The organism is Aminobacter aminovorans (assembly GCF_900445235.1).
Classification (GTDB): Bacteria; Pseudomonadota; Alphaproteobacteria; order Rhizobiales; family Rhizobiaceae; genus Aminobacter; species Aminobacter aminovorans.
The window spans coordinates 450,616-468,595 of sequence record NZ_UFSM01000001.1 but is presented as its reverse complement, the minus strand read 5'-3'; the positions used below and the strand labels follow the sequence as shown (position 1 = coordinate 468,595).

Here is a 17,980-nt window from a genome sequence, read left to right as displayed (position 1 = left end):
AGCTTTAAAATTCCTTTCCCTGTAATGTTCAAAGTAGATTTCAGAATAATGACGTTGCGGAAGGTCGACTGCCCGAGCGACGGCAGTCCTTCGATCAATAGCCGAGGCAGATGGCGCCTGCGGCGACAACGGCACAGGCGATGACGCGCCGCAATGTCAGCCTTTCGCCGAGCAACAGCCAGCCAATCAAGACCGCAAAAACCACGCTTGTCTCGCGCAATGCGGTGATCGGGCCGGCTGGCCCGAGCGCGAATGCCGCCACAACCGCAGCGTAGCCGACAAGGGCGACAATCCCGCCCGCCAGTGTCTTCCATGTTTCCGGGGATCGAAGATCGACCACGAGCCTGCCGCGCATCAGCATGAAGGTTATGGGCAGCAACAGGCCATAGAGGAGCAGCACCCAGGCTGTATAGGCGCCTGAGTGGCCGGCAAGGCGCACGCCGACGGCATCGACGGTCGCATAGCTGGCGATGATTGCACCCGTCGCCAGGGCCAGCAGGATCGATGATGCGCCGGCTCTGCCCTCGCCTGACGACAGGCTGATGATGCCAGTCGCCACGAGCAACACACCCAGCGTTTGCGATACGCCGAGGCGCTCGCCGGCGAGCATCTGTCCGCCAAGCGTCACCAGCAACGGCACCGAGCCTCGGACGATGGGGTAGACCTGCCCGAGTTCGCCATATCTGTAGGCGGCGACAAGAACGACGCTGTAGCCAACCTGAAGGCAGGCCGAGAGCACGATGTAGAGCCAGGCCGGAGACGCCGGCATCGGATAGGCGAGGGCAAACGGCAGCGCGACAACAGTGCCGGCAAAGCTCATCACCGTGATGGTCCAAAGCCTGTCAGTTCCGGTTCGCAGGAAGGCGTTCCAGCCTGCATGCAGGATCGCAGCGAACAGCGCGAGACCAACGACGGCCGCGCTCATGACGGCGCCGTCGAATGGGCGAAAAGGCCCAGCGCCGCCTTGCGGGCATCCCTGATCGCGGTTTCACCTTGTCCCATCTGTGCCAGCAGTGTTGCGCCTTCGATGAGCATGAGCAGTGCCGCCGCCAAAGTTCCGGCGCGCTCATCGGCCAACACATCGCGGACAATTGCGTGGATGCGCCGCTTCAGGCTGTCCTTCTGGTCTGTGGCAGCCCTGAAAACCGTATGGGCGGGGTCGCCATATTCCGCCAGAGCATGGGCAAACAGGCAGCCGTGAAAATCGGGGCTTTGGAACCAGCGTCCATACCAGTCGAAAATCCTCTCGATCTTGGCTTCAGGCGTGCCGCCGGTCTCGGCGAGTTGATCAAGCTGGTGCTCGAAGCGCTCCATCCGCCAGCCGAGCACTTCGACGATGAGATCGTCCTTGCTGGGAAAATGACGATACATCGTCATCTTGGCCACGTCAGCCTCGGCGATGATCCTGTCTATGCCAGTAGCGTGGAAGCCGTCGCGCTTGAACAGCCCGTAGGCCGTTTCCAGAATGTGCTGGCGCTTCTCGCGATTGCCGTAGGGTGCGGGCATTTGCCGGCCTTTCACCGAAGAGGTGAGACAGGTCTGTATCATTGGGTTTGCAAAGTCAATACGCAAGACTGCTTTCGCCCTGTTCGCTGGCGGCAGGTGTCAACCTTTGTTGACAAGCGTAAGAACGTCAACTAACGTTGACACATGGTTGACCTGAATGCCCTCCATTTGCCCGACGATCCAGACGAAGCGCTGGCCGCGGTGGTTGCCTTGCGGCGGCTGGCCGACACGCTCGAACGGCGTGCCGTAAGGTCGGCCCTCGCTCAGGGATGGTCATGGGCGCGGATCGCCCAGGCGCTCGGCGTCAGCAAGCAGGCAGCACACAAGCGGCTGTCCGACATTGGCGACGGGTCAGAGAGCTAGGAGACAAGAATGTTCGGCCGCATCAAGGCGCGCTTCAACGACATGGGTACTATAGGCACGCTGTGTACCGGGGCTGAGCAGCATGCGCTGCGGGACCAGCAGCGCGAACCGGGTGCGGAGCATTTCCTGCTTTCGGCGCTCGACCTGCCCGACGGCACGGCGCGAAGGGCCTTCGAGGGCGTCGGCGCGAACCCCGCCGCGTTGGAGGATGCCATCGCCCGCCAGTATAGCGACGCCCTTGCCGCCATCGGGCTGGACGTCGGTCCGCCATCGGACGCTTCGACCGGACCGGCGCAACTGGCCACCCGGCCGGGCGCATTCAACGCGTCGGCTTCAGGGCAGGAGGTCATGCAGGCGCTGGCGGCAGATCGCAACGCCCACGGCCCGCTGCTCGGCGCGCATGTCGTCGCCATCGTTGCCGGCATGCCGCACGGCGTCGCTGCCCGCGCATTGCGGGCGATGGGCGTCGACCTCGGCCAGCTCAGGTCCGCCGCCGAGGCTGTCGCCAGGGCCGATACGCAGCGCTGAGCGGAGACGTGTTCACTTCGCCCGGTGAAGTCTCAGCGGTTTGGTCGCCTCGCGCTGGATGATGCCTTGCGCTTCGAGGTCGAGCTGGGCTGCCTTGAGCCACCAGCCGGCCTTGTCGCCGCCGGGAAACAATTCCTCGGACAGGATTGGCAGAACCGCCGCCTTTGTTTCCGCCACCGTCAGGCCCGGGGTCGTTGCCGGCAGCACCTCAAGCAGCGCGTCGCGCATGGCGGTGTATTTCGCCTTGTCGACGCGCACGACATGGTTGGGCGAGACGATGTTGCGGATCTCGATCTTCTCAGCCGCCTTGGACATCGAGCTCTCCCTTTACGTATTCGACCTTGGGGGCGCGAAAACCCATCGCCGCCCAGGCCGTCAACAGCCGCCACATGAAGCGGCCGGAATGCTTGGCATAGCTCGGCAAGCTGTCAGAGAACTCGACGCCCGGCCGGCGGTCGGCGGTCATCGTGCGCATCTCGGGAGGCGGACGATCGGCAGGGTCGATGCGCTCGCGATAGACCGACAGCCAGTGGCCGCCCTTGAACTCCAGGAAAACAGGCGAATTGCAGCATGTCGCCACCACGCGCCGGGTCGGTGCTGTTGGGCTCAGCCGGTGTTCGCGCAAAAGCTCGGCGCCGTGCACGCAGCGAATCCGGTCCTTGCGGTAGAGTGTGTAGTTGGTGCCGCCGTCACCTTCGAGCACCGGCGCCCCGCCGGGCAGCGCGGCAAAAATCCCGCCCGCCTTCTGGCAGCTGGAGCAATAGCAGATCGCGCCGACGATCGGCGCGCCGCTCGCCTCGAACGCTACCTGTCCGCACCTGCAGGCGACCCGTCGCATGTCCTTGTCAGCCATGTCATCACCTCGTCCATCAATTCGAAAATAGACTGGACCGTCCAGTTTGATCTGTCAACGATGTCGGTCTATCCTCCTGCCAGTGGACAGGGACACAGGCCAGTGACATAGGAAAGTGCATCGATGACTGCGAAAACACGCCAGGAACGGACACGCGAAACGATCCTCGATGCCGCCGCCGGCCTGTTTCTCCGCAACGGCTTCCTCGGTGCCAATATGGACGAGATCGCCGCGGTAGCGGACGTCTCGAAACAGACGGTCTATGCCCATTTCCACAGCAAGGAGGCTTTGTTCCTCGACGTCGTCAGGGGGCTGACCGGCGTTGCCGGCGACGTCCATCAGGAGCAGGTTGCAGAGCCGTCGGACGATCGCCCCATCGCCGACTACCTCCAGGAATTCGCCGAACTCCAGCTGACCATCGTCATGACGCCGAAGCTGATGCAGCTGCGGCGGCTGGTTATTGGCGAGGTCGAGCGGTTTCCCGAGCTCGGCAGGGCGCTGCATGCGCTTGGGCCGCAGCGCTCGATCATCCGCCTGTCGCGCGCCTTCGAGCGCTATCGCCGGCTGGGTCAGATCGAGGCCGACGATCTCGAGGCCGCGGCATCGTTCTTCAACTGGCTGGTGATGGGGGCCCCGGTCAACGACGCCATGCTTCTGGGCGACGCCGCCATCCTGCCCGCCGAGGCCTGCCGCGGCCACGCCGCCGAAAGCGTGCGCATCTTCCTCGCCGCCTTCGGCCCCCACGCCAGGCATCATACCTAGGTTACGGCGCCGGCTGGTGGCCGGCGCCGGGCAGGGTCATTGCTCCGGAACCATTAGGTCGCGCACCAGCGCATCCTTCACCAGCCCGATCAGCGCGGCATGCAGTTCGCCGCGCGGCCTGCTCGCCTCGTCCGAACAGATCGGATCGAACTCGCCAAACGACTTGAGCATCTCGGCCGCACCCTCCTTGCACTCCGGCAGGAAGCTGAAATGCGTGGCACCCGCCACTGTGGCGTAGGTCCCTTTCGGTGTAAGCTTCGCCAGCCGGTCGGAGATCACGGCCAGCGGAATGGTGTCGCCCTCGCCGAGATTGATGAAGTGCATCGGGATCGCGATCTGCTTCAGGCTGGCGGCGTCATAGGCCTGGGCGAGCCCGGGATCGGCCAGCACCGCCGTCTTGATGCGGCGATCAAGGTTCGACTGCTCGAAGCGCACCCGATCGATGCTCCTGAGGTCGAGCTTTTCCACGTCCACCTTCTCGTCATCGACGTAGCCTGTGCCGCTCGCAAACCAGGCGCAGTCCCATTTCTTGTAGCTGTCGCAATAGCTGGCATAGGCACCGAGATTGGCGCGCGCGCCCGAAAGCTCCATGGCCGTGGCCCCGCCGAGCGAGAAACCGACGACGCCGATCCTGTCGGCATCGATGACGCTGCTCCACGCCGGATCCCCGGCCAGCGCGTCGATGACGGCCGACAGATCGCCCGTGCGCTGCCACAGCTTCGGCGTTTCGGCCGGGGTGGAAAAACCGCTGGTCGTGCCCGGATGGTTGGGACCGGCAACGACGAAGCCTGCCTTGGCAAGCTCGGTGGCGAGCCAGCCCATCGCCTGCACGCGGCTGCCCGAACCATGCGACAGCAGCACCAGCGGATGGCGCCCCGGCACCACAGGCGCATCGACGCTGGCTGGCGCGCCCTTGAACACCTTGTTGTCGCCGACGACAGTCGGCTTGCCACCCGGGGCGGCCGGATACCATACGGTGACGGCAAGGTCGCGGCCGGACTGCGGCACCGACATCTCTTTGACGCCCGCTTCCGAAGCGAAGCAGGCGGACACGAAGCCGATGAGGGCGGGAATGGTGGTGAGTAGCTGGAGCACGGGAACCTCGCTCTGTTTGCGAATGAAGACGAGCAAGCAATGGCGAAATCGCGCTACATCTTCGTCCTCGATCGTGATTCAGGTCGTGCTCGATCGCGATGCAGGCCATGATCGGCCTTCATCTCCTCCGGTGGGTTAAGCCTTGATCTTCGTGCCCTTGTCCTTCGTCGCCGCCCTGTTGCTGGTCATCCTGCTCGTCGCCGCTTTGCGTGCCCGCGAAACCACCGGCGGCAATACGGCCTTCCTTGTCCTTGTCGCGCTCTGCGCCGTGCAGTCGGTCGTCGTCGGTCTGCGCTGGGGCTATCATGTCGAGGCGGCGCGCTATATCCAGCCGATCCTGGCAAGCTGCCTGCCGCCTTTGGTGCTGTTCAGTTTCCGCACCTTGCTCCAGCGCGACGACTTCGCGGACGGTCGCCTGCGTTGGCTTCACGCCTTGCCGCCTCTGGTGATGACCGCGATCGTCTTGTATGCGCCTGCCCTCATCGATGCAGCACTTGTCGTGCTGTTCGTCGGCTATGCGATCGCCGTGTTGAACCTCGGGCGCAGCGGCCCCGACGCTTTGGTCGAGGCGCGCCTGGACAGTGCGGTCGCGGCCCACCGCGCGCTGGTCATAGCCGCCGTCGCACTCTGCCTGTCGGCCCTGTTCGACCTCGGCGTGCTGCTTGCCTTCGAAAGATGGCAGGGCGCAAACGCCGCCGTCATCGCCAGCAACGCCAATCTGCTTGGCCTGTTCTTCATCGGCCTGACCGCCTTCGTCGCCTCGCGTGCCCATCCTTCCGCGTCGACCCAGCCCAATCAGCCAGAGCCGTCGCCGTCAGAACAGGACCGCGAGGTCCTCGACCAGGTCCAGCGCCTGCTGGTCGAGCAGAAGCTCTACCGCGACGACAATTTGACCCTGTCCAGGCTGGCCCGCCGCGCGGGCGTGCCGGCGCGGCAGATCTCGGGTGCCGTCAACCGTCTCGCCGGCAAGAACGTCTCGCAATACATCAACGACGTCAGGATTTCGGAGGCTTGTCGCCTGCTCAGGGACACCGACATGTCGGTCACATCGGCCATGCTCGATGCCGGCTTCCAGACCAAGTCCAACTTCAACCGCGAGTTCCGCCGCGTCACCACGCTGAGCCCCGCCTCCTGGCGCGAGAAGAACCGGCCCCAGGCTGCGTAGCTGCCTGAGGCCGGCAATTTTGGCGGGTGCTTCGCACCGTTGGAAAGCGTGGAGGTGGCGTCTTGTTCGCCACCTCACGCAACCTAGCTCCGCAGACCGGCAAAGAAGGCCGCGACCTCTTCCGCCCAGACCTCCGGCACTTCCATGGCGGCGAAATGGCCGCCGCTGGTGAGTTCCGTCCAGCGCAGGATGGTGTTGCCGTCTTCGCCATAGCGGCGGATGGCGACCTCGTCGCGGGCGAAGACGGCAACGCCCGTCGGCACACCCGAATTCGGCTTCGGCGACCACGCCTCGGGATCATGCGCGTTCTCGTAATAGAGCCGGATCGACGAGGCCGCGGTGCCGGTGAACCAGTAGACCAGTACATTGGTCAGGAACCGGTCCAGCTCGACCGCATCAGGGCTGTCGCCGAAGCCGGCAAACATGTCGCCCAGCCAGGCGATGAGACCGGCCGGCGAGTCTGAAATGCCATAGGCCAGCGTCTGCGGCCGGCTCGACTGCAGCGCGTTGAAGCCGAAGCGCTCGGCCATGAACTGCTGCAGTCGCTGCAGGCGGCTCTTCTCGGCATCGCTGAACGAGGCGATCTCGCTCGGCTCGATCGGGCCGAGCGGAATGAAGCCCATGGTCGCCGCATTGACATGCACGCCGATGACACGGTCCGGCGCCGCGCGGCCGATGGCGGGCGCGATGATCGCACCGGCATCGCCGCCCTGGACGCCGAAGTGCTTGTAGCCGAGGCGAGACATCAGCTCGAGCATGGCGCCGGCGATGCGGCCGTCATTCCACCCGGCCTCGTGCGTCGGGCCGGAGAAACCGAAGCCGGGCAGCGACGGGATGACGAGATCGTATCCCGCCGCAGTCAGCGGCCCGATCGCACCGAGGAACTCGACGAACGAGCTCGGCCAGCCATGCAGCAAGAGCAGCGGCACCGCATCGGCAACAGGCGACTTCACATGCAGGAAGTGGATCGTCTGGCCGTCGATCTCGGTGACGAATTGCGGGTGGGCGTTGATCGCGGCCTCCTCGGCGCGCCAGTCGAAGCCGTTCTTCAGTCGATCGATCGCACGGGTGACGAAACCGGATGCCATGCCGTAGCTCCAGCCCGCGCCTGCAATTTCGTTGGCAAGGCGCGTGTTGGCGAGACGTGCCTTGAGGTCGGCCAGCTCGGCCTCGGAAATGGTGATCTTGAAGGGGGTGATGTCAGACATTGCCGCGTGTCCATCCTGGTCTTGTGCCTGGTCCCAAACGAAAATCTCTGCGATTTCAGGGCAAGCACGGGGTTGAAAGTGCATCCTTTCTAGCCGGCGGCACGGGTTCAGGGATTGAAGATTTCCGACAATTTCAGCGGCGGGCCTGCCCGGGGGTGACGCCCATGATCGCCTTGACCGAGCGGATCATGTGCGGTTGGTCGGCATAGCCGAGCGCAAAGGCGACGTCGGCCGCCGGCCGGCCCTGCTGCATCAGCGCCACCGCCTTCTGAGCGCGCTCGATCTGGGTGAAGGTCTTGTAGGTGACGCCTGTCGTCTTCAAAAAATGCCGCTGCAGCGTGCGCTCCGACATCGCCATCGGATGCCCCGAGACGATCGACGCAACGACCCGGTTGTCCTCGACGATGGAGTTGCGCACCAGCTTGCGCACGAAGCCGTCGACCGTGTCCAAGGTCGGGATCTCCAGCACGTCGGACCCGAGCCGGAAGCGGTCCTTGCCGATCAGTTCCAGCACCACGCCCTGGTCGCGCATCACCTCGCCCGGCATCAGCGGCATGAAGCTGCTCGGCTTGAAGGCAATCGCCAGGATCTCGTCGCCGGCGGCATAGTCGTGGGTGACGGCGGCGGTGGTCAGGCCGGTGCGCAAAACGGTGGTGGTGTCGGCATTCCTGAAAATGACGACGTCCCAGCAACCGTCCGGCTGCATCCGCATGCTGCCGCCGCTGGCAAACCTGGTCCGCGTCACCTGTTCGACAAACGGCGACGTCCAGCCCTCCAGTGTCACGACCTCATGCATCTTTGCCGCCAGTCTCCCCGCTGGCCAGTCTCGCCGGAGTTGCGGGGGGATGCAATGGTGCCTGGCTGCGAGGGCCGGCTGGACCACAGGCGAATGGTCCGCTTTCAAGTTGGACGGGCTTGAAAGCGGACCAGCGGGTTCGGTGTGGCAACGTCAGCTTCGCGCCTCGGCAGGCCTTGTTTCCTGAAGCATCCATTCAGCCGCGATCAGCCGGCAAGTCGGCCGCGAAACAGGGTGGTGCCGTCCGTCAGGCGGGACCTGGAGATGTCGACCAATCCGGCCTCGGTCATCCACGCGCGATATTGGCCTTCAGTGTACGCCTCGCCGTGGCGATAGAGGTTCAGGAAGGTGAGATTCAGAAAGACGCCCTCGGGCGGGCCGAGACGGTCGTCATCGACGACGCCCCACCCGGCAATCGCGATTTCGCCACCTGATGTGAGGCAACGCGCCGCGTTGAGGATCGCACGGCGGGCCTGATCTGGCGGAAGGACCTGGACGACGGCCTTCAGGATCGCCAGGTCGTGACGACCGATCGATGGCGCGACGGTGATGTCGCCTTCTTCGACAACCACGTCGTCGGCACCATATTCCGACAGGATATCGGGCGCGACCGCTGCCACCGTCGGCAGTTCCATCAGCGTCGCCGCAATATGCGGCCGTCCCTCGCGCAGGCCGACGAGAATCGTTCCCGGCCCGCCGCCGATGTCGATCACCGAACCGACCGCCTCAAGATCGATCTCCTGGGCCAGCTGTCGGCCGAATATCAGGCTTCCCGGTGCGAGCATGCGGCTGAAGGCCGCCGCGGACTCGGGGGTCGCGTCGGAAAAGTCGTGCAGCGCAGCCGGCCGGTTCTGTCGCAGCGATTCCGCTGTCAAAAGGTCGGCGCCCCAGAGCTCGCGCAGCAACGCATGATCGCCGCCGCGATAGGTCGGCTTGGACGCGTCGAGAAAGGCCGCCGCTTCGGCGCCGTTGCGAAACTGGCCATCCTCGACGTCGAGCAGACCGATGCTGGCGAGCGCGTAGAGCAGCCGCGCAAGACGATCGGGAGCGATATCGAGCGCGGCCCCAAGGCTGTGTGCACTCGCCGCGCTGCCGCCAAGTCGGGTGAAGATGCCAAGGTCCAAGCCGGCGCGAAGCGCCAAGGCAGGGGGCACCGCTGCGATCAGTCTGTCGATCCGATCCGAATCCACCATGCCACGGCCCCTTTCGCGATCCGGCGCCGACTTGAGCAGTTCGGGAGAGCGGATTCAACCGGGACGCTGCGGGCAGGGTAACAGGCCGCGCTATTTCTCTCGCTTTTCGGTCTTCAGGTTCGGAAGGTCGGGTCTCCTGGATTTCACCCCGGCCTCCTTCAGGGCGGTGTAGCCTACCTTTTTGAGAAGCTTCTCCGTTTTGGCGCGCTCCTTGTCGAGAGCGCTCTGACCTTTGACCTTGGGCATGCGTCCTCCATCCGGTTGGTTGGCTGGCAAGATTGCCGGCGCGTGCGATGTCAGCATTGGCGCCGCGGCAGAGACGACGTCAATGACCCAAATGGGCCGCCTGCTGCCATCGGTGGCAAATTTGCCCAAGTCGCAGCCTTCGAGGCGGTTCAAACCGCGGATGCCCGGTCGCGCCGGCAAGCTGTTCCGGCAGAACGCCGGCGCTCGAGTTGTGAGGGGCGTCCGGCGCCCGGCTAGATGGCCTGGTTGAACACCGCCTCGATAGGATGCCCGTCAGGGTCGATCACGAAGGCGGCAAAATAGTTCGGGCCGTAATGCGCCCGCAGACCGGGCCCGCCATTGTCTTTGCCGCCATGGGCAAGTGCTGCCGCATGGAACGCCGCGACTGCCTGCCGGTCAGGTGCGGCGAAGGCAAGGTGGAAGCCGGGACCGGGCGGGCGCTGGCCTTTGCTGCGCTGCTTGAGCGCCAGCTTGTCACCGCCGCCTGTTACACCGTAGCCGACGGCCTGGTCGTCAGCGCCAGGCAAGAGGTCGTCCCAGACCCTGACATAACCGAGCGGGGCAAGGGCCGCGTCGTAGAAGGCCGCGGCGCGTTCGATGTCTGAGACGCCAAGCGAGATGTGGTGAAGCATGCCGTCTCCGTTCCTTGTCGCTGCCGGCTATCTAAGCCGTCAACCCTTTGAGCCGGTACAGCGCGTCGAGCGCCTCGCGCGGTGTCATCTCGTCGGGGCTCAGCCCCTCCAGCGCCTTGGTCAGCGCATCGTTGGCGACCGGCCTGGCCGCCTCGCGCTTCACCGCGACGGAGAACAGCGGCAGGTCATCGACCAGCCGGTTGGCTTTACCCGATGTTTCGCCTTCCTCGAGCTGGTGCAGCACCTCCTTGGCGCGCGCCACCACCGCATCCGGCAGGCCGGCGAGGCGGGCCACCTGCACGCCATAGGAGCGGTCGGCCGCACCCTTGCCGACCTCGTGCAGGAACACCACTTCGCCTTCCCATTCCTTGACCCGCATCGTCACATTGTGCAGGCGTTCGAGCTTGCCCGAAAGCGCCGTCAGCTCATGGAAATGGGTAGCGAAGACGGCGCGGCAGCGGTTCTTCTCATGCAGATATTCGACCGCCGCCCAGGCGATCGACAGGCCGTCGAAGGTCGCCGTGCCGCGGCCGATCTCGTCGAGGATGACAAGCGAACGCTCGCTCGCCTGGTTGAGAATGGCGGCGGTCTCGACCATCTCGACCATGAAGGTCGAGCGCCCGCGCGCGAGGTCGTCGGAGGCGCCGACGCGGGAAAACAACCGGTCCACCACGCCTATGTGCGCACGCTCGGCAGGGACAAAAGAACCCATCTGGGCAAGGATGGCGATCAGCGCGTTCTGGCGCAGGAAGGTCGACTTACCGCCCATGTTCGGGCCGGTCAGAAGCCAGATCGCGCCGTTGCGCCCATTCTGCGCCGGCGACAGGTCGCAGTCATTGGCAACGAAGGGGGCTGCCGCGGCACGCCTCAGCGACTGCTCGACGACCGGGTGGCGCCCGCCCACGACCTCGAAGGCCAGACTCTGGTCGACCTGCGGCCGGCACCAGGCTTCGCCCGCCGCAAGCGCTGCCAGGCCGGCAGAGACGTCGAGCACCGACAGTGCGTTGGCGCCGGCGCGGATCGCGTCGGCATGGGTGACAGCCTCCTCGACGAGTGCGTCGAAGGCGGCGAGCTCGATGGTCAGCGCCCGGTCGGCGGCGTTGGCGATCTTGGTCTCCAGCCCGGCCAGCTCGGTTGTGGTGAAGCGCATAGCGCTCGCCATGGTCTGGCGGTGGATGAAGCGCGCCTTGGCCCCGTCGCTGCCGTTCAGCGCCGCCTGATGATTGGCCGTCACCTCGATGTAGTAGCCGAGCACGTTGTTGTGGCGGATCTTCAGCGAGCGGATGCCCGTCTCCTCGATCAGGTCGCGTTCCATGCCGGCGATCACCCGGCGCGACTGGTCGCGCAGCGCCCGCATCTCGTCGAGCTCGGCATGGTAGCCGCCGCGGACAAAACCGCCGTCGCGCTTGAGCAACGGCAGCTCGTCGCCGAGCGCCGCATCGAGATGCCCGGCAAACGCTTTGGGCAGGGCAGAGATCGCCTCCAGCGCTGTGCCGAGTTCACGCGGCACAGCCATGTCGGCGAACAGCCCGGCAATCGTCTGCGCCGCCGAGAAGCCCGAGCGCAGCGCGCCGAGATCGCGCGGCCCGCCACGGTTGAGCGCCAGCCGCGACAATGCGCGCGGCATGTCGGCAACGCTCTTCAGGCTGAGCCGCAGCGCGTCGGCGAGCCTGGTCTCGCCCATGAGGAACGACACCGCATCGAGCCGTGCGCCGATCGCCTCGGGATCGGTCAGCGGCGACATCAGCCGGTCGGCGAGCAGGCGCGCGCCACCGCCGGTCACCGTGCGGTCGATGGCGCGGAACAGCGAGCCGTCGCGGCCGCCCGACAGCGTGCGCAACAGTTCGAGATTGGCGCGCGTCGCCGGATCGATGAACAGGGTCGAGCCTTCCTGCTCGCGTTCGGGATGCGACAGTGGCGGTCGCTCGGCCTTCTGGGTCTTCTCGACATAAGCGATGACGCCGGAGATCGCCGACAGCTCGGCGCGGCTGAACGCGCCAAAACTGTCCGGTGTCGCCACCTCGTAGAAGCGGGCAATGCGCCCCGGCGCCGAGGTCGAATCGAACATCGACGGCGGCTGCGGATTGACGATGCGGCCGACCAGTTCGAAGCTCGGCCTCAGCTCCTCGTCATGGAATGCCGGCTCGGCGACGATCAGTTCGCGCGGATCGATGCGGAATATGTCGGCGGCGAGCTTGTCCGGCGTCGTCTCGGCGACGCGGAACACACCGGTCGAGATCTCGATCCAGGCGAGCGCGAGTGCCGCTTCGCCAGCACCCTTCACCCGCCCCAGCGCCATCAGGAAACTCGATTCCTGCGGTGCCAGCAGCTTGTCTTCGGTTATTGTACCAGGCGTCACCAGGCGGACCACGTCGCGCTTGACCACCGATTTCGAGCCGCGCTTCTTGGCTTCCGCCGGATCCTCGATCTGCTCGCACACCGCGACGCGGTAGCCTTGCCCGATCAGCTTCTGCAGATAGTCGTCGGCGGCATGGATCGGCACCCCGCACATCGGGATGTCCTGGCCCTGGTGCTTGCCGCGCTTGGTGAGCACGATGCCGAGCGCACGCGAGGCCTTCTCGGCGTCGTCGAAGAACAGCTCGTAGAAGTCGCCCATGCGGTAGAACAGGAGCGAATCCGGGTTCGCTGCCTTGATCTCGATATATTGTTCCATCATCGGCGTCGGTGCGGCATGCACAGGCGCTTCGGCCCGGCTTTCCCCCTGAGGTTCCGCAAAGTCAGCTTCCGCAGCGATTATCGGTCGATCGTTCACGCCTGAACCTTCGAAAAAAGGAAATTCCCTCGTCTGCTTGGCGGTTTACAGCGCCGATGTGTAGCCTTAATCCAAAACGCTCCACAAAAAGAAATTTAAGGGACAGGAACGCTTCTCGCCATGGCAACACCAAGGAAACCCGACAATTCCGGCCCCTCTGTTTCCGCAGAGGAGGCGCTCGAGTTCCACGCCATGGGTCGGCCCGGCAAGCTGGAGGTGGTGCCGACAAAGCCGATGGCGACGCAGCGCGACCTCAGCCTCGCCTATTCGCCCGGCGTCGCGGTTCCGGTGAAGGCCATCGCCGAGGATCCCTCACGCGCCTATGACTACACGACCAGGGGCAACATGGTCGCCGTCATCTCCAACGGCACCGCAATCCTGGGCTTGGGCAATCTCGGCGCGCTTGCCTCCAAGCCGGTCATGGAAGGCAAGGCGGTGCTGTTCAAGCGCTTCGCCGATGTCGATTCCATCGACCTCGAGGTCGACACCGAAGACGCCGATGAGTTCATCAACTGCGTGCGTTTCCTGGGCCCCTCCTTCGGCGGCATCAACCTCGAGGACATCAAGGCGCCCGAGTGCTTCATCATCGAGCAGCGCCTGCGCGAGCTGATGGACATCCCCGTTTTCCATGACGACCAGCACGGCACCGCCATCATCGCCGCAGCCGGCCTGATCAATGCGCTCGCCATCACCGGCCGCGACATGAAGACGGCCAAGCTTGTCTGCAACGGCGCCGGATCCGCCGGCATCGCCTGCATCGAGCTGATCAAGTCGATGGGCTTCACGCCTGACAATGTCATTTTGTGCGACACCAAGGGCGTGGTCTACCAGGGCCGCACCGAAGGCATGAACCAGTGGAAGTCGGCGCATGCGGTGAAGACCGAGGCGCGCACGCTGGCCGACGCTATGGACGGCGCCGACATCGTCTTCGGCCTCTCCGCCAAGGGCGCGCTGACACCGGCCATGATCCAGTCCATGGCCAAGAACCCGATCATCTTTGCCATGGCCAATCCCGATCCGGAGATCACGCCCGAGGAGGTCGCCGAGATCCGCACCGACGCCATCATGGCGACCGGCCGTTCGGACTATCCGAACCAGGTCAACAACGTGCTCGGCTTCCCCTATATCTTCCGCGGCGCGCTCGATGTTCGTGCCACCACCATCAACGACGCGATGAAGGTCGCCGCCGCCAATGCGCTGGCCGAGCTCGCCCGCCAGGACGTGCCCGACGACGTCGCCGCCGCCTATCAGGGCAACCGGCCGAAATTCGGCCCCAACTACATCATCCCGGTGCCGTTCGACCCGCGCCTGATCTCGGCGATCCCGATCGCTGTCGCCAAGGCCGCCATGGAATCGGGTGTCGCCGGACGGCCGATCCTCGATCTCGACAAATACGCCAACGAGCTTTCCGCCCGCCGCGACCCGATCGCATCGACGCTGCAGCGCATCTATGACCGCGTCCGCCGCCAGCCCAAGCGCATCGTCTTCGCCGAGGGCGAGGAAGAGCAGGTGATGCGGGCCGCCGTGTCCTACGTCAACCAGAAGCTCGGCACCGCCATCCTTTTGGGCCGCGACGACATCATCAAGGAAAACGCCCGGCACGCCGGCATCGACCTCAACAAGCCGGGCCTCGAGATTATCAATGCCCGCCTGTCGCGCCGCAACGGCATCTATGCCGACTTCCTCTACGAGCGCATGCAGCGCAAGGGCTACCTTTTGCGCGACTGCCAGCGCCTGATCAACAATGACCGCAACCACTTCGCCGCCTGCATGGTCGCCCTTGGAGATGCCGACGGCGTGGTGACAGGCGTCACCCGCAACTACTCGACCGTGCTCGAAGACGTCCGCCGCGTCATCGACGCCAAGCCCGGCCACCGCGTCATCGGCGTGTCGATCGTGCTCGCCCGCGGCCGCACCGTCATCGTCGCCGACACCGCCGTCCACGACATGCCCAATGCCGAGCAGATCGCCGACATCGCCGAGGAAGCCGCCCACTTCGCCCGCAGGATGGGCTATGAACCCCGCGTGGCCATGCTCGCCTACTCGACCTTCGGCCACCCCGCCGGCGAGCGTTCAGAGCGTGTCCAGGAAGCGGTCAAGATCCTCGACAAGCGCCGCGTCGATTTTGAATATGACGGCGAAATGGCTGCCGACGTCGCCCTTAACCACCGCCTGATGCAGCAGCAATACCCCTTCTGCCGCCTCTCGGGTGCGGCCAACGTGCTGGTCATGCCGGCATTCCACTCCGCCGCCATCTCGACCAAGATGCTGCAGGAACTCGGTGGCTCGACAGTCATCGGCCCGCTGCTCGTCGGACTCAACAAGCCGGTCCAGATCGTCTCGCTGAATGCCAAGGACTCCGACATCGTCAACATGGCAGCGATCGCGGCTTATAACGCGGGGACTTGAGGCGCGGTCGGCCCTGAGCTTGTCGAAGGGCCGATCAATCGACAACGATTTGTCGATTGAAGCGACTCAAGGCCCAGAGCCATAGCGGAGGGCATGGCGCTGCCGTCACCTTTCGCTGATGACGGTTGGGCGAGGCCGTCGAGGCTGCCAATCTCCCCCTTGTGGGGGGGGGTGAGGAGTGGTTGCCGGAGGCAACGAAAAGCCAATTGCTTGGCTTTTCGAACGACGAACGCCCGGCAGGGCAGAGGCAAAGGATCCCTAGGTGTCCGCGGCAGTGCCGGCGGGCCGAGGGAGCGACGAAGCGGGGCCGTGCTACTCTCTAACCCCATACCTTTGCAGAAGCTGCATCGTAGAAGTCTACATTCAGGGGGTATGACGGCTTTCGCATCTCTGCCAAAGCCTGTGCTCGCGCTATGATATGCTTGTTGCTGTCGGAGGAGGGGTCGCCGAACAAACTAACGTAAAGTTTCGGGAAGCGTCCAGTGCCTAGCCGCCTCAGTATGTGATCGTCGTTTTCCGCTAGCGAATGCCCATGTATGAAAAAACATACTTTGGTTTGTTGCGCATTAGCGACCAACTGCTTGAAGCCTTGATACAAATATGCGTTGTGCCGGATCTTCGCCTTTTTCTGCCAACTAGTGCCTTCTGCAACGAACAGCGGAAATTTGTTGCCGGCGATGGCGCTACGAGCTTGGTCCACGAGTCGGGCGTTTGTTCGAATCCAAGTGTACTTTTGAAGGTCATCCCCTGCATCGAACAAGTGCAAGGCGCCGTGAAGGAAATGCACCCTCGCGCTATGGGCTCCGGTTTCGCCTTGCCAAACGACATAGTCCGCAGTCGGGTCGGTCTCGTCATTTCCGAATCCATCATTGGTGGTGAGGTGGATTGGTTCTGTGGCAAGGGGGGCGTCCTCGTGCATGAGAGTCCAATAGAGGAGCAGATCGTAGTTTAACGTGAAAACCTGACCGTCATTGGGGCCGAGGAAGTAGTGAAGGAACGTACGACATGCCCAAAACTTCGCATCCGGAATATCAACTGGAATGTCAGGGTGATTTGCCGCGATAGTCTCAACGAGGATATCTTTTAGAGCTTTTGCGTCGTCCAACATTGCTACGGAGCTTGCGCTGCCATCAATGCCATAGATTGGGATGATTTTGGCGCTAGCTTCCAAGCTCCGAATTGCTAGTTCAAAGTCTTGAGTAGCTAAAGCATCAAAGACCTTCGGCAATTGCGAGTGGTTGGAAAAATCGGCTCTTTGAAACAAAGATCCATAATGGAATATATCGGGCCGCAGTGCGATGCTAAAGCCGTTTCCGAGAAGCAAATGGCGCTTTGAGAATTGTGTTGAGTCGGTAATTGCGTCCTCAAACGACCACATATATGTCTCCAAGAAAAATACCTAGATGTCTCACGATTGCGGAGAGGAGACTGCGTACTAATGACCGCGACCATCGAAACCTATGCTCCGCCTGCCTTGTTGTACAGGTTTCGAAAAATTGGTGTTGCTCCAGATTTTCCAAATCAAAGTACTCGCCGGGAGATCGAAGGCCTAAATGAAGGCAGGCTTTGGTGCGGTGAATATCACGACCTGAACGACGCAATGGAAGGACTTTACCGCGCTGGCGATGCTGCACGTGGACAGCCACAATGGGAGCGTGCGCGAACCCTGATCCGAGATGGGAAGACGTCCGTCGGGATTGCCTGTTTTAGTGAGGTCTGGCAGCAAGCGCTAATGTGGGCCCACTATGCCGACTCATTCAAAGGAATCTGCATAGAGTACGACTTCAGAGTACTGCGAGAGACCCTAGCGGACAATACGAGCTTCTCGCGCGTCAGTTATGCTGATCAATTACTCGATATTGGAAGCGATCTGGAAAATCCACGAAGACTTGCGAAGTGGATACTCTCAACAAAACATCATAGTTGGTCATACGAGAGAGAGTGGCGGTTGTTCATCCCAGAGCGGGGCTTAGTCCGGTTTGATCGAGCGGCAATTCGGCGAATTATTCTGGGTCCACGTATGTCCGCGAACGTTGCTCAATTTCTTGAGGCAAATCTTTCTCGCTATCACATCGTAAGGAGCAGAGTCAGAGGCTACGATGTGGAAGTTGACTAACCCAAGCCTGTGACCATCTGTCAGCAATCCGCACGAAATCCGGCCCCGTTTTCCACGCCCTCGCCACCTCCCGTATTATCGTCCCCCTTAGTTCCTCCCGCGGAAACGCCGGCGACGGTGATATGCGGAGAGGAGCCGGCGCCTCCGGCATTGGGCTGACGTAGGCTGTTGCCGGGGGCGTCCGAAGGTTCACCTCCGGGCAGATGCGCTGGTGGGATCGGGGCGAAAATGCCCGTGCCCGAAAAGCGGAACGGACAGGAACGAAAATCGCCGGCGGGGCGAACGTCGCGCCACTAACTGACATTCGGCAGGCACGGCCCTGCTTTCCGGATTTT

General features: G+C 63.6%; 18 protein-coding genes. 6 read left to right on the top strand and 12 right to left on the bottom strand.

Features of this window, described 5'->3' with window-relative positions:
- Nucleotides 1–94: 94 nt before the first annotated feature.
- Together DY201_RS02310 and DY201_RS02305 are read right to left on the bottom strand one after the other, a co-directional pair.
- On the bottom strand, nt 95–925 hold the full coding sequence (locus DY201_RS02310) for an EamA family transporter (RefSeq protein WP_115729807.1): 831 nt from the start codon (nt 923–925) through the stop codon (nt 95–97).
- Entirely contained in the window at nt 922–1,506 is a 585-nt protein-coding gene (locus DY201_RS02305; RefSeq protein WP_115729806.1) for a TetR/AcrR family transcriptional regulator, read from the bottom strand. The genes DY201_RS02310 and DY201_RS02305 overlap by 4 nt, the downstream gene beginning before the upstream one ends.
- Before the next feature lie 144 nt (nt 1,507–1,650).
- Here DY201_RS02305 and DY201_RS02300 point away from each other — a divergent pair, with 144 nt between their 5' ends.
- Together DY201_RS02300 and DY201_RS02295 are read left to right on the top strand one after the other, a co-directional pair.
- Nucleotides 1,651–1,869: a helix-turn-helix domain-containing protein gene (locus DY201_RS02300; protein WP_115729805.1), complete on the top strand. Its 219-nt coding sequence runs from the start codon at nt 1,651–1,653 to the stop codon at nt 1,867–1,869.
- Nucleotides 1,870–1,878: 9 nt separating this feature from the next.
- A complete protein-coding gene (locus DY201_RS02295; protein WP_115729804.1) occupies nt 1,879–2,397 on the top strand; it encodes a Clp protease N-terminal domain-containing protein in 519 nt (172 codons plus the stop codon).
- A 12-nt stretch (nt 2,398–2,409) separates the two neighbouring features.
- Here DY201_RS02295 and DY201_RS02290 read toward each other — a convergent pair whose 3' ends face one another.
- Nucleotides 2,410–2,712 carry a DUF6958 family protein gene (locus DY201_RS02290; protein WP_115729803.1) on the bottom strand — a complete coding sequence of 101 codons (303 nt, stop codon included), beginning with the start codon at nt 2,710–2,712 and terminating at the stop codon, nt 2,410–2,412.
- On the bottom strand, nt 2,696–3,250 hold the full coding sequence (locus tag DY201_RS02285; RefSeq protein WP_245431868.1) for a GFA family protein: 555 nt from the start codon (nt 3,248–3,250) through the stop codon (nt 2,696–2,698). The genes DY201_RS02290 and DY201_RS02285 overlap by 17 nt, the downstream gene beginning before the upstream one ends.
- A 123-nt stretch (nt 3,251–3,373) precedes the next feature.
- Here DY201_RS02285 and DY201_RS02280 point away from each other — a divergent pair, with 123 nt between their 5' ends.
- Complete coding sequence (locus tag DY201_RS02280) at nt 3,374–4,012, top strand: TetR/AcrR family transcriptional regulator (protein ID WP_115729802.1); 639 nt, start codon at nt 3,374–3,376, stop codon at nt 4,010–4,012.
- Between the two features lie 36 nt (nt 4,013–4,048).
- On the opposite strand, the gene DY201_RS02275 is transcribed toward DY201_RS02280, so the two are convergent.
- Nucleotides 4,049–5,107: an alpha/beta hydrolase family protein gene (locus tag DY201_RS02275; protein ID WP_115733539.1), complete on the bottom strand. Its 1,059-nt coding sequence runs from the start codon at nt 5,105–5,107 to the stop codon at nt 4,049–4,051.
- Nucleotides 5,108–5,258: 151 nt separating this feature from the next.
- Between DY201_RS02275 and DY201_RS02270 the strand changes: the two genes are divergently transcribed.
- Nucleotides 5,259–6,272 carry a helix-turn-helix domain-containing protein gene (locus DY201_RS02270; RefSeq protein ID WP_342635210.1) on the top strand — a complete coding sequence of 338 codons (1,014 nt, stop codon included), beginning with the start codon at nt 5,259–5,261 and terminating at the stop codon, nt 6,270–6,272.
- 83 nt (nt 6,273–6,355) lie between these two features.
- Here the strand turns inward: DY201_RS02270 and DY201_RS02265 are convergent, their stop codons facing one another.
- From DY201_RS02265 to mutS, 6 genes are all read right to left on the bottom strand, one after another.
- On the bottom strand, nt 6,356–7,480 hold the full coding sequence (locus tag DY201_RS02265) for an epoxide hydrolase family protein (protein WP_115729800.1): 1,125 nt from the start codon (nt 7,478–7,480) through the stop codon (nt 6,356–6,358).
- A 133-nt stretch (nt 7,481–7,613) separates the two neighbouring features.
- Nucleotides 7,614–8,276 (bottom strand): helix-turn-helix domain-containing protein, encoded by a 663-nt coding sequence (locus DY201_RS02260; RefSeq protein ID WP_115729799.1) that lies wholly within the window; start codon nt 8,274–8,276, stop codon nt 7,614–7,616.
- Between the two features lie 206 nt (nt 8,277–8,482).
- A complete protein-coding gene (locus tag DY201_RS02255; protein WP_115729798.1) occupies nt 8,483–9,469 on the bottom strand; it encodes a methyltransferase in 987 nt (328 codons plus the stop codon).
- A gap of 90 nt (nt 9,470–9,559) precedes the next feature.
- A complete protein-coding gene (locus tag DY201_RS28900; protein WP_165916083.1) occupies nt 9,560–9,715 on the bottom strand; it encodes a hypothetical protein in 156 nt (51 codons plus the stop codon).
- A 233-nt stretch (nt 9,716–9,948) separates the two neighbouring features.
- Entirely contained in the window at nt 9,949–10,347 is a 399-nt protein-coding gene (locus DY201_RS02250; RefSeq protein WP_115729797.1) for a VOC family protein, read from the bottom strand.
- 31 nt (nt 10,348–10,378) lie between these two features.
- Entirely contained in the window at nt 10,379–13,024 is a 2,646-nt protein-coding gene (gene mutS / locus DY201_RS02245; RefSeq protein ID WP_245432097.1) for a DNA mismatch repair protein MutS, read from the bottom strand.
- Between the two features lie 216 nt (nt 13,025–13,240).
- Between mutS and DY201_RS02240 the strand changes: the two genes are divergently transcribed.
- The gene (locus DY201_RS02240; protein ID WP_115729795.1) at nt 13,241–15,529 is read left to right on the top strand and encodes an NADP-dependent malic enzyme; all 2,289 of its coding nucleotides are present in this window, start codon (nt 13,241–13,243) and stop codon (nt 15,527–15,529) included.
- A gap of 319 nt (nt 15,530–15,848) precedes the next feature.
- On the opposite strand, the gene DY201_RS02235 is transcribed toward DY201_RS02240, so the two are convergent.
- On the bottom strand, nt 15,849–16,907 hold the full coding sequence (locus DY201_RS02235; protein WP_115729794.1) for a DUF4917 family protein: 1,059 nt from the start codon (nt 16,905–16,907) through the stop codon (nt 15,849–15,851).
- Nucleotides 16,908–16,967: 60 nt separating this feature from the next.
- Between DY201_RS02235 and DY201_RS02230 the strand changes: the two genes are divergently transcribed.
- Entirely contained in the window at nt 16,968–17,645 is a 678-nt protein-coding gene (locus DY201_RS02230; protein WP_115729793.1) for a DUF2971 domain-containing protein, read from the top strand.
- Nucleotides 17,646–17,980: the final 335 nt, after the last annotated feature.

Excerpts from the sequence above, each read along its gene's own strand:
- DY201_RS02235 (WP_115729794.1), bottom strand. The coding sequence starts at position 16,907 with ATGTGGTCGTTTGAGGACGCAATTACCGACTCAACACAATTCTCAAAG.
- DY201_RS02310 (WP_115729807.1), bottom strand. The coding sequence starts at position 925 with ATGAGCGCGGCCGTCGTTGGTCTCGCGCTGTTCGCTGCGATCCTGCAT.
- DY201_RS02305 (WP_115729806.1), bottom strand. The coding sequence starts at position 1,506 with ATGCCCGCACCCTACGGCAATCGCGAGAAGCGCCAGCACATTCTGGAA.
- DY201_RS02295 (WP_115729804.1), top strand. The coding sequence starts at position 1,879 with ATGTTCGGCCGCATCAAGGCGCGCTTCAACGACATGGGTACTATAGGC.
- mutS (WP_245432097.1), bottom strand. The coding sequence starts at position 13,024 with ATGATGGAACAATATATCGAGATCAAGGCAGCGAACCCGGATTCGCTC.
- DY201_RS02290 (WP_115729803.1), bottom strand. The coding sequence starts at position 2,712 with ATGTCCAAGGCGGCTGAGAAGATCGAGATCCGCAACATCGTCTCGCCC.
- DY201_RS02240 (WP_115729795.1), top strand. The coding sequence starts at position 13,241 with ATGGCAACACCAAGGAAACCCGACAATTCCGGCCCCTCTGTTTCCGCA.
- DY201_RS02300 (WP_115729805.1), top strand. The coding sequence starts at position 1,651 with ATGGTTGACCTGAATGCCCTCCATTTGCCCGACGATCCAGACGAAGCG.
- DY201_RS02250 (WP_115729797.1), bottom strand. The coding sequence starts at position 10,347 with ATGCTTCACCACATCTCGCTTGGCGTCTCAGACATCGAACGCGCCGCG.
- DY201_RS28900 (WP_165916083.1), bottom strand. The coding sequence starts at position 9,715 with ATGCCCAAGGTCAAAGGTCAGAGCGCTCTCGACAAGGAGCGCGCCAAA.
- DY201_RS02260 (WP_115729799.1), bottom strand. The coding sequence starts at position 8,276 with ATGCATGAGGTCGTGACACTGGAGGGCTGGACGTCGCCGTTTGTCGAA.
- DY201_RS02255 (WP_115729798.1), bottom strand. The coding sequence starts at position 9,469 with ATGGTGGATTCGGATCGGATCGACAGACTGATCGCAGCGGTGCCCCCT.
- DY201_RS02285 (WP_245431868.1), bottom strand. The coding sequence starts at position 3,250 with ATGGCTGACAAGGACATGCGACGGGTCGCCTGCAGGTGCGGACAGGTA.
- DY201_RS02230 (WP_115729793.1), top strand. The coding sequence starts at position 16,968 with ATGACCGCGACCATCGAAACCTATGCTCCGCCTGCCTTGTTGTACAGG.
- DY201_RS02265 (WP_115729800.1), bottom strand. The coding sequence starts at position 7,480 with ATGTCTGACATCACCCCCTTCAAGATCACCATTTCCGAGGCCGAGCTG.
- DY201_RS02280 (WP_115729802.1), top strand. The coding sequence starts at position 3,374 with ATGACTGCGAAAACACGCCAGGAACGGACACGCGAAACGATCCTCGAT.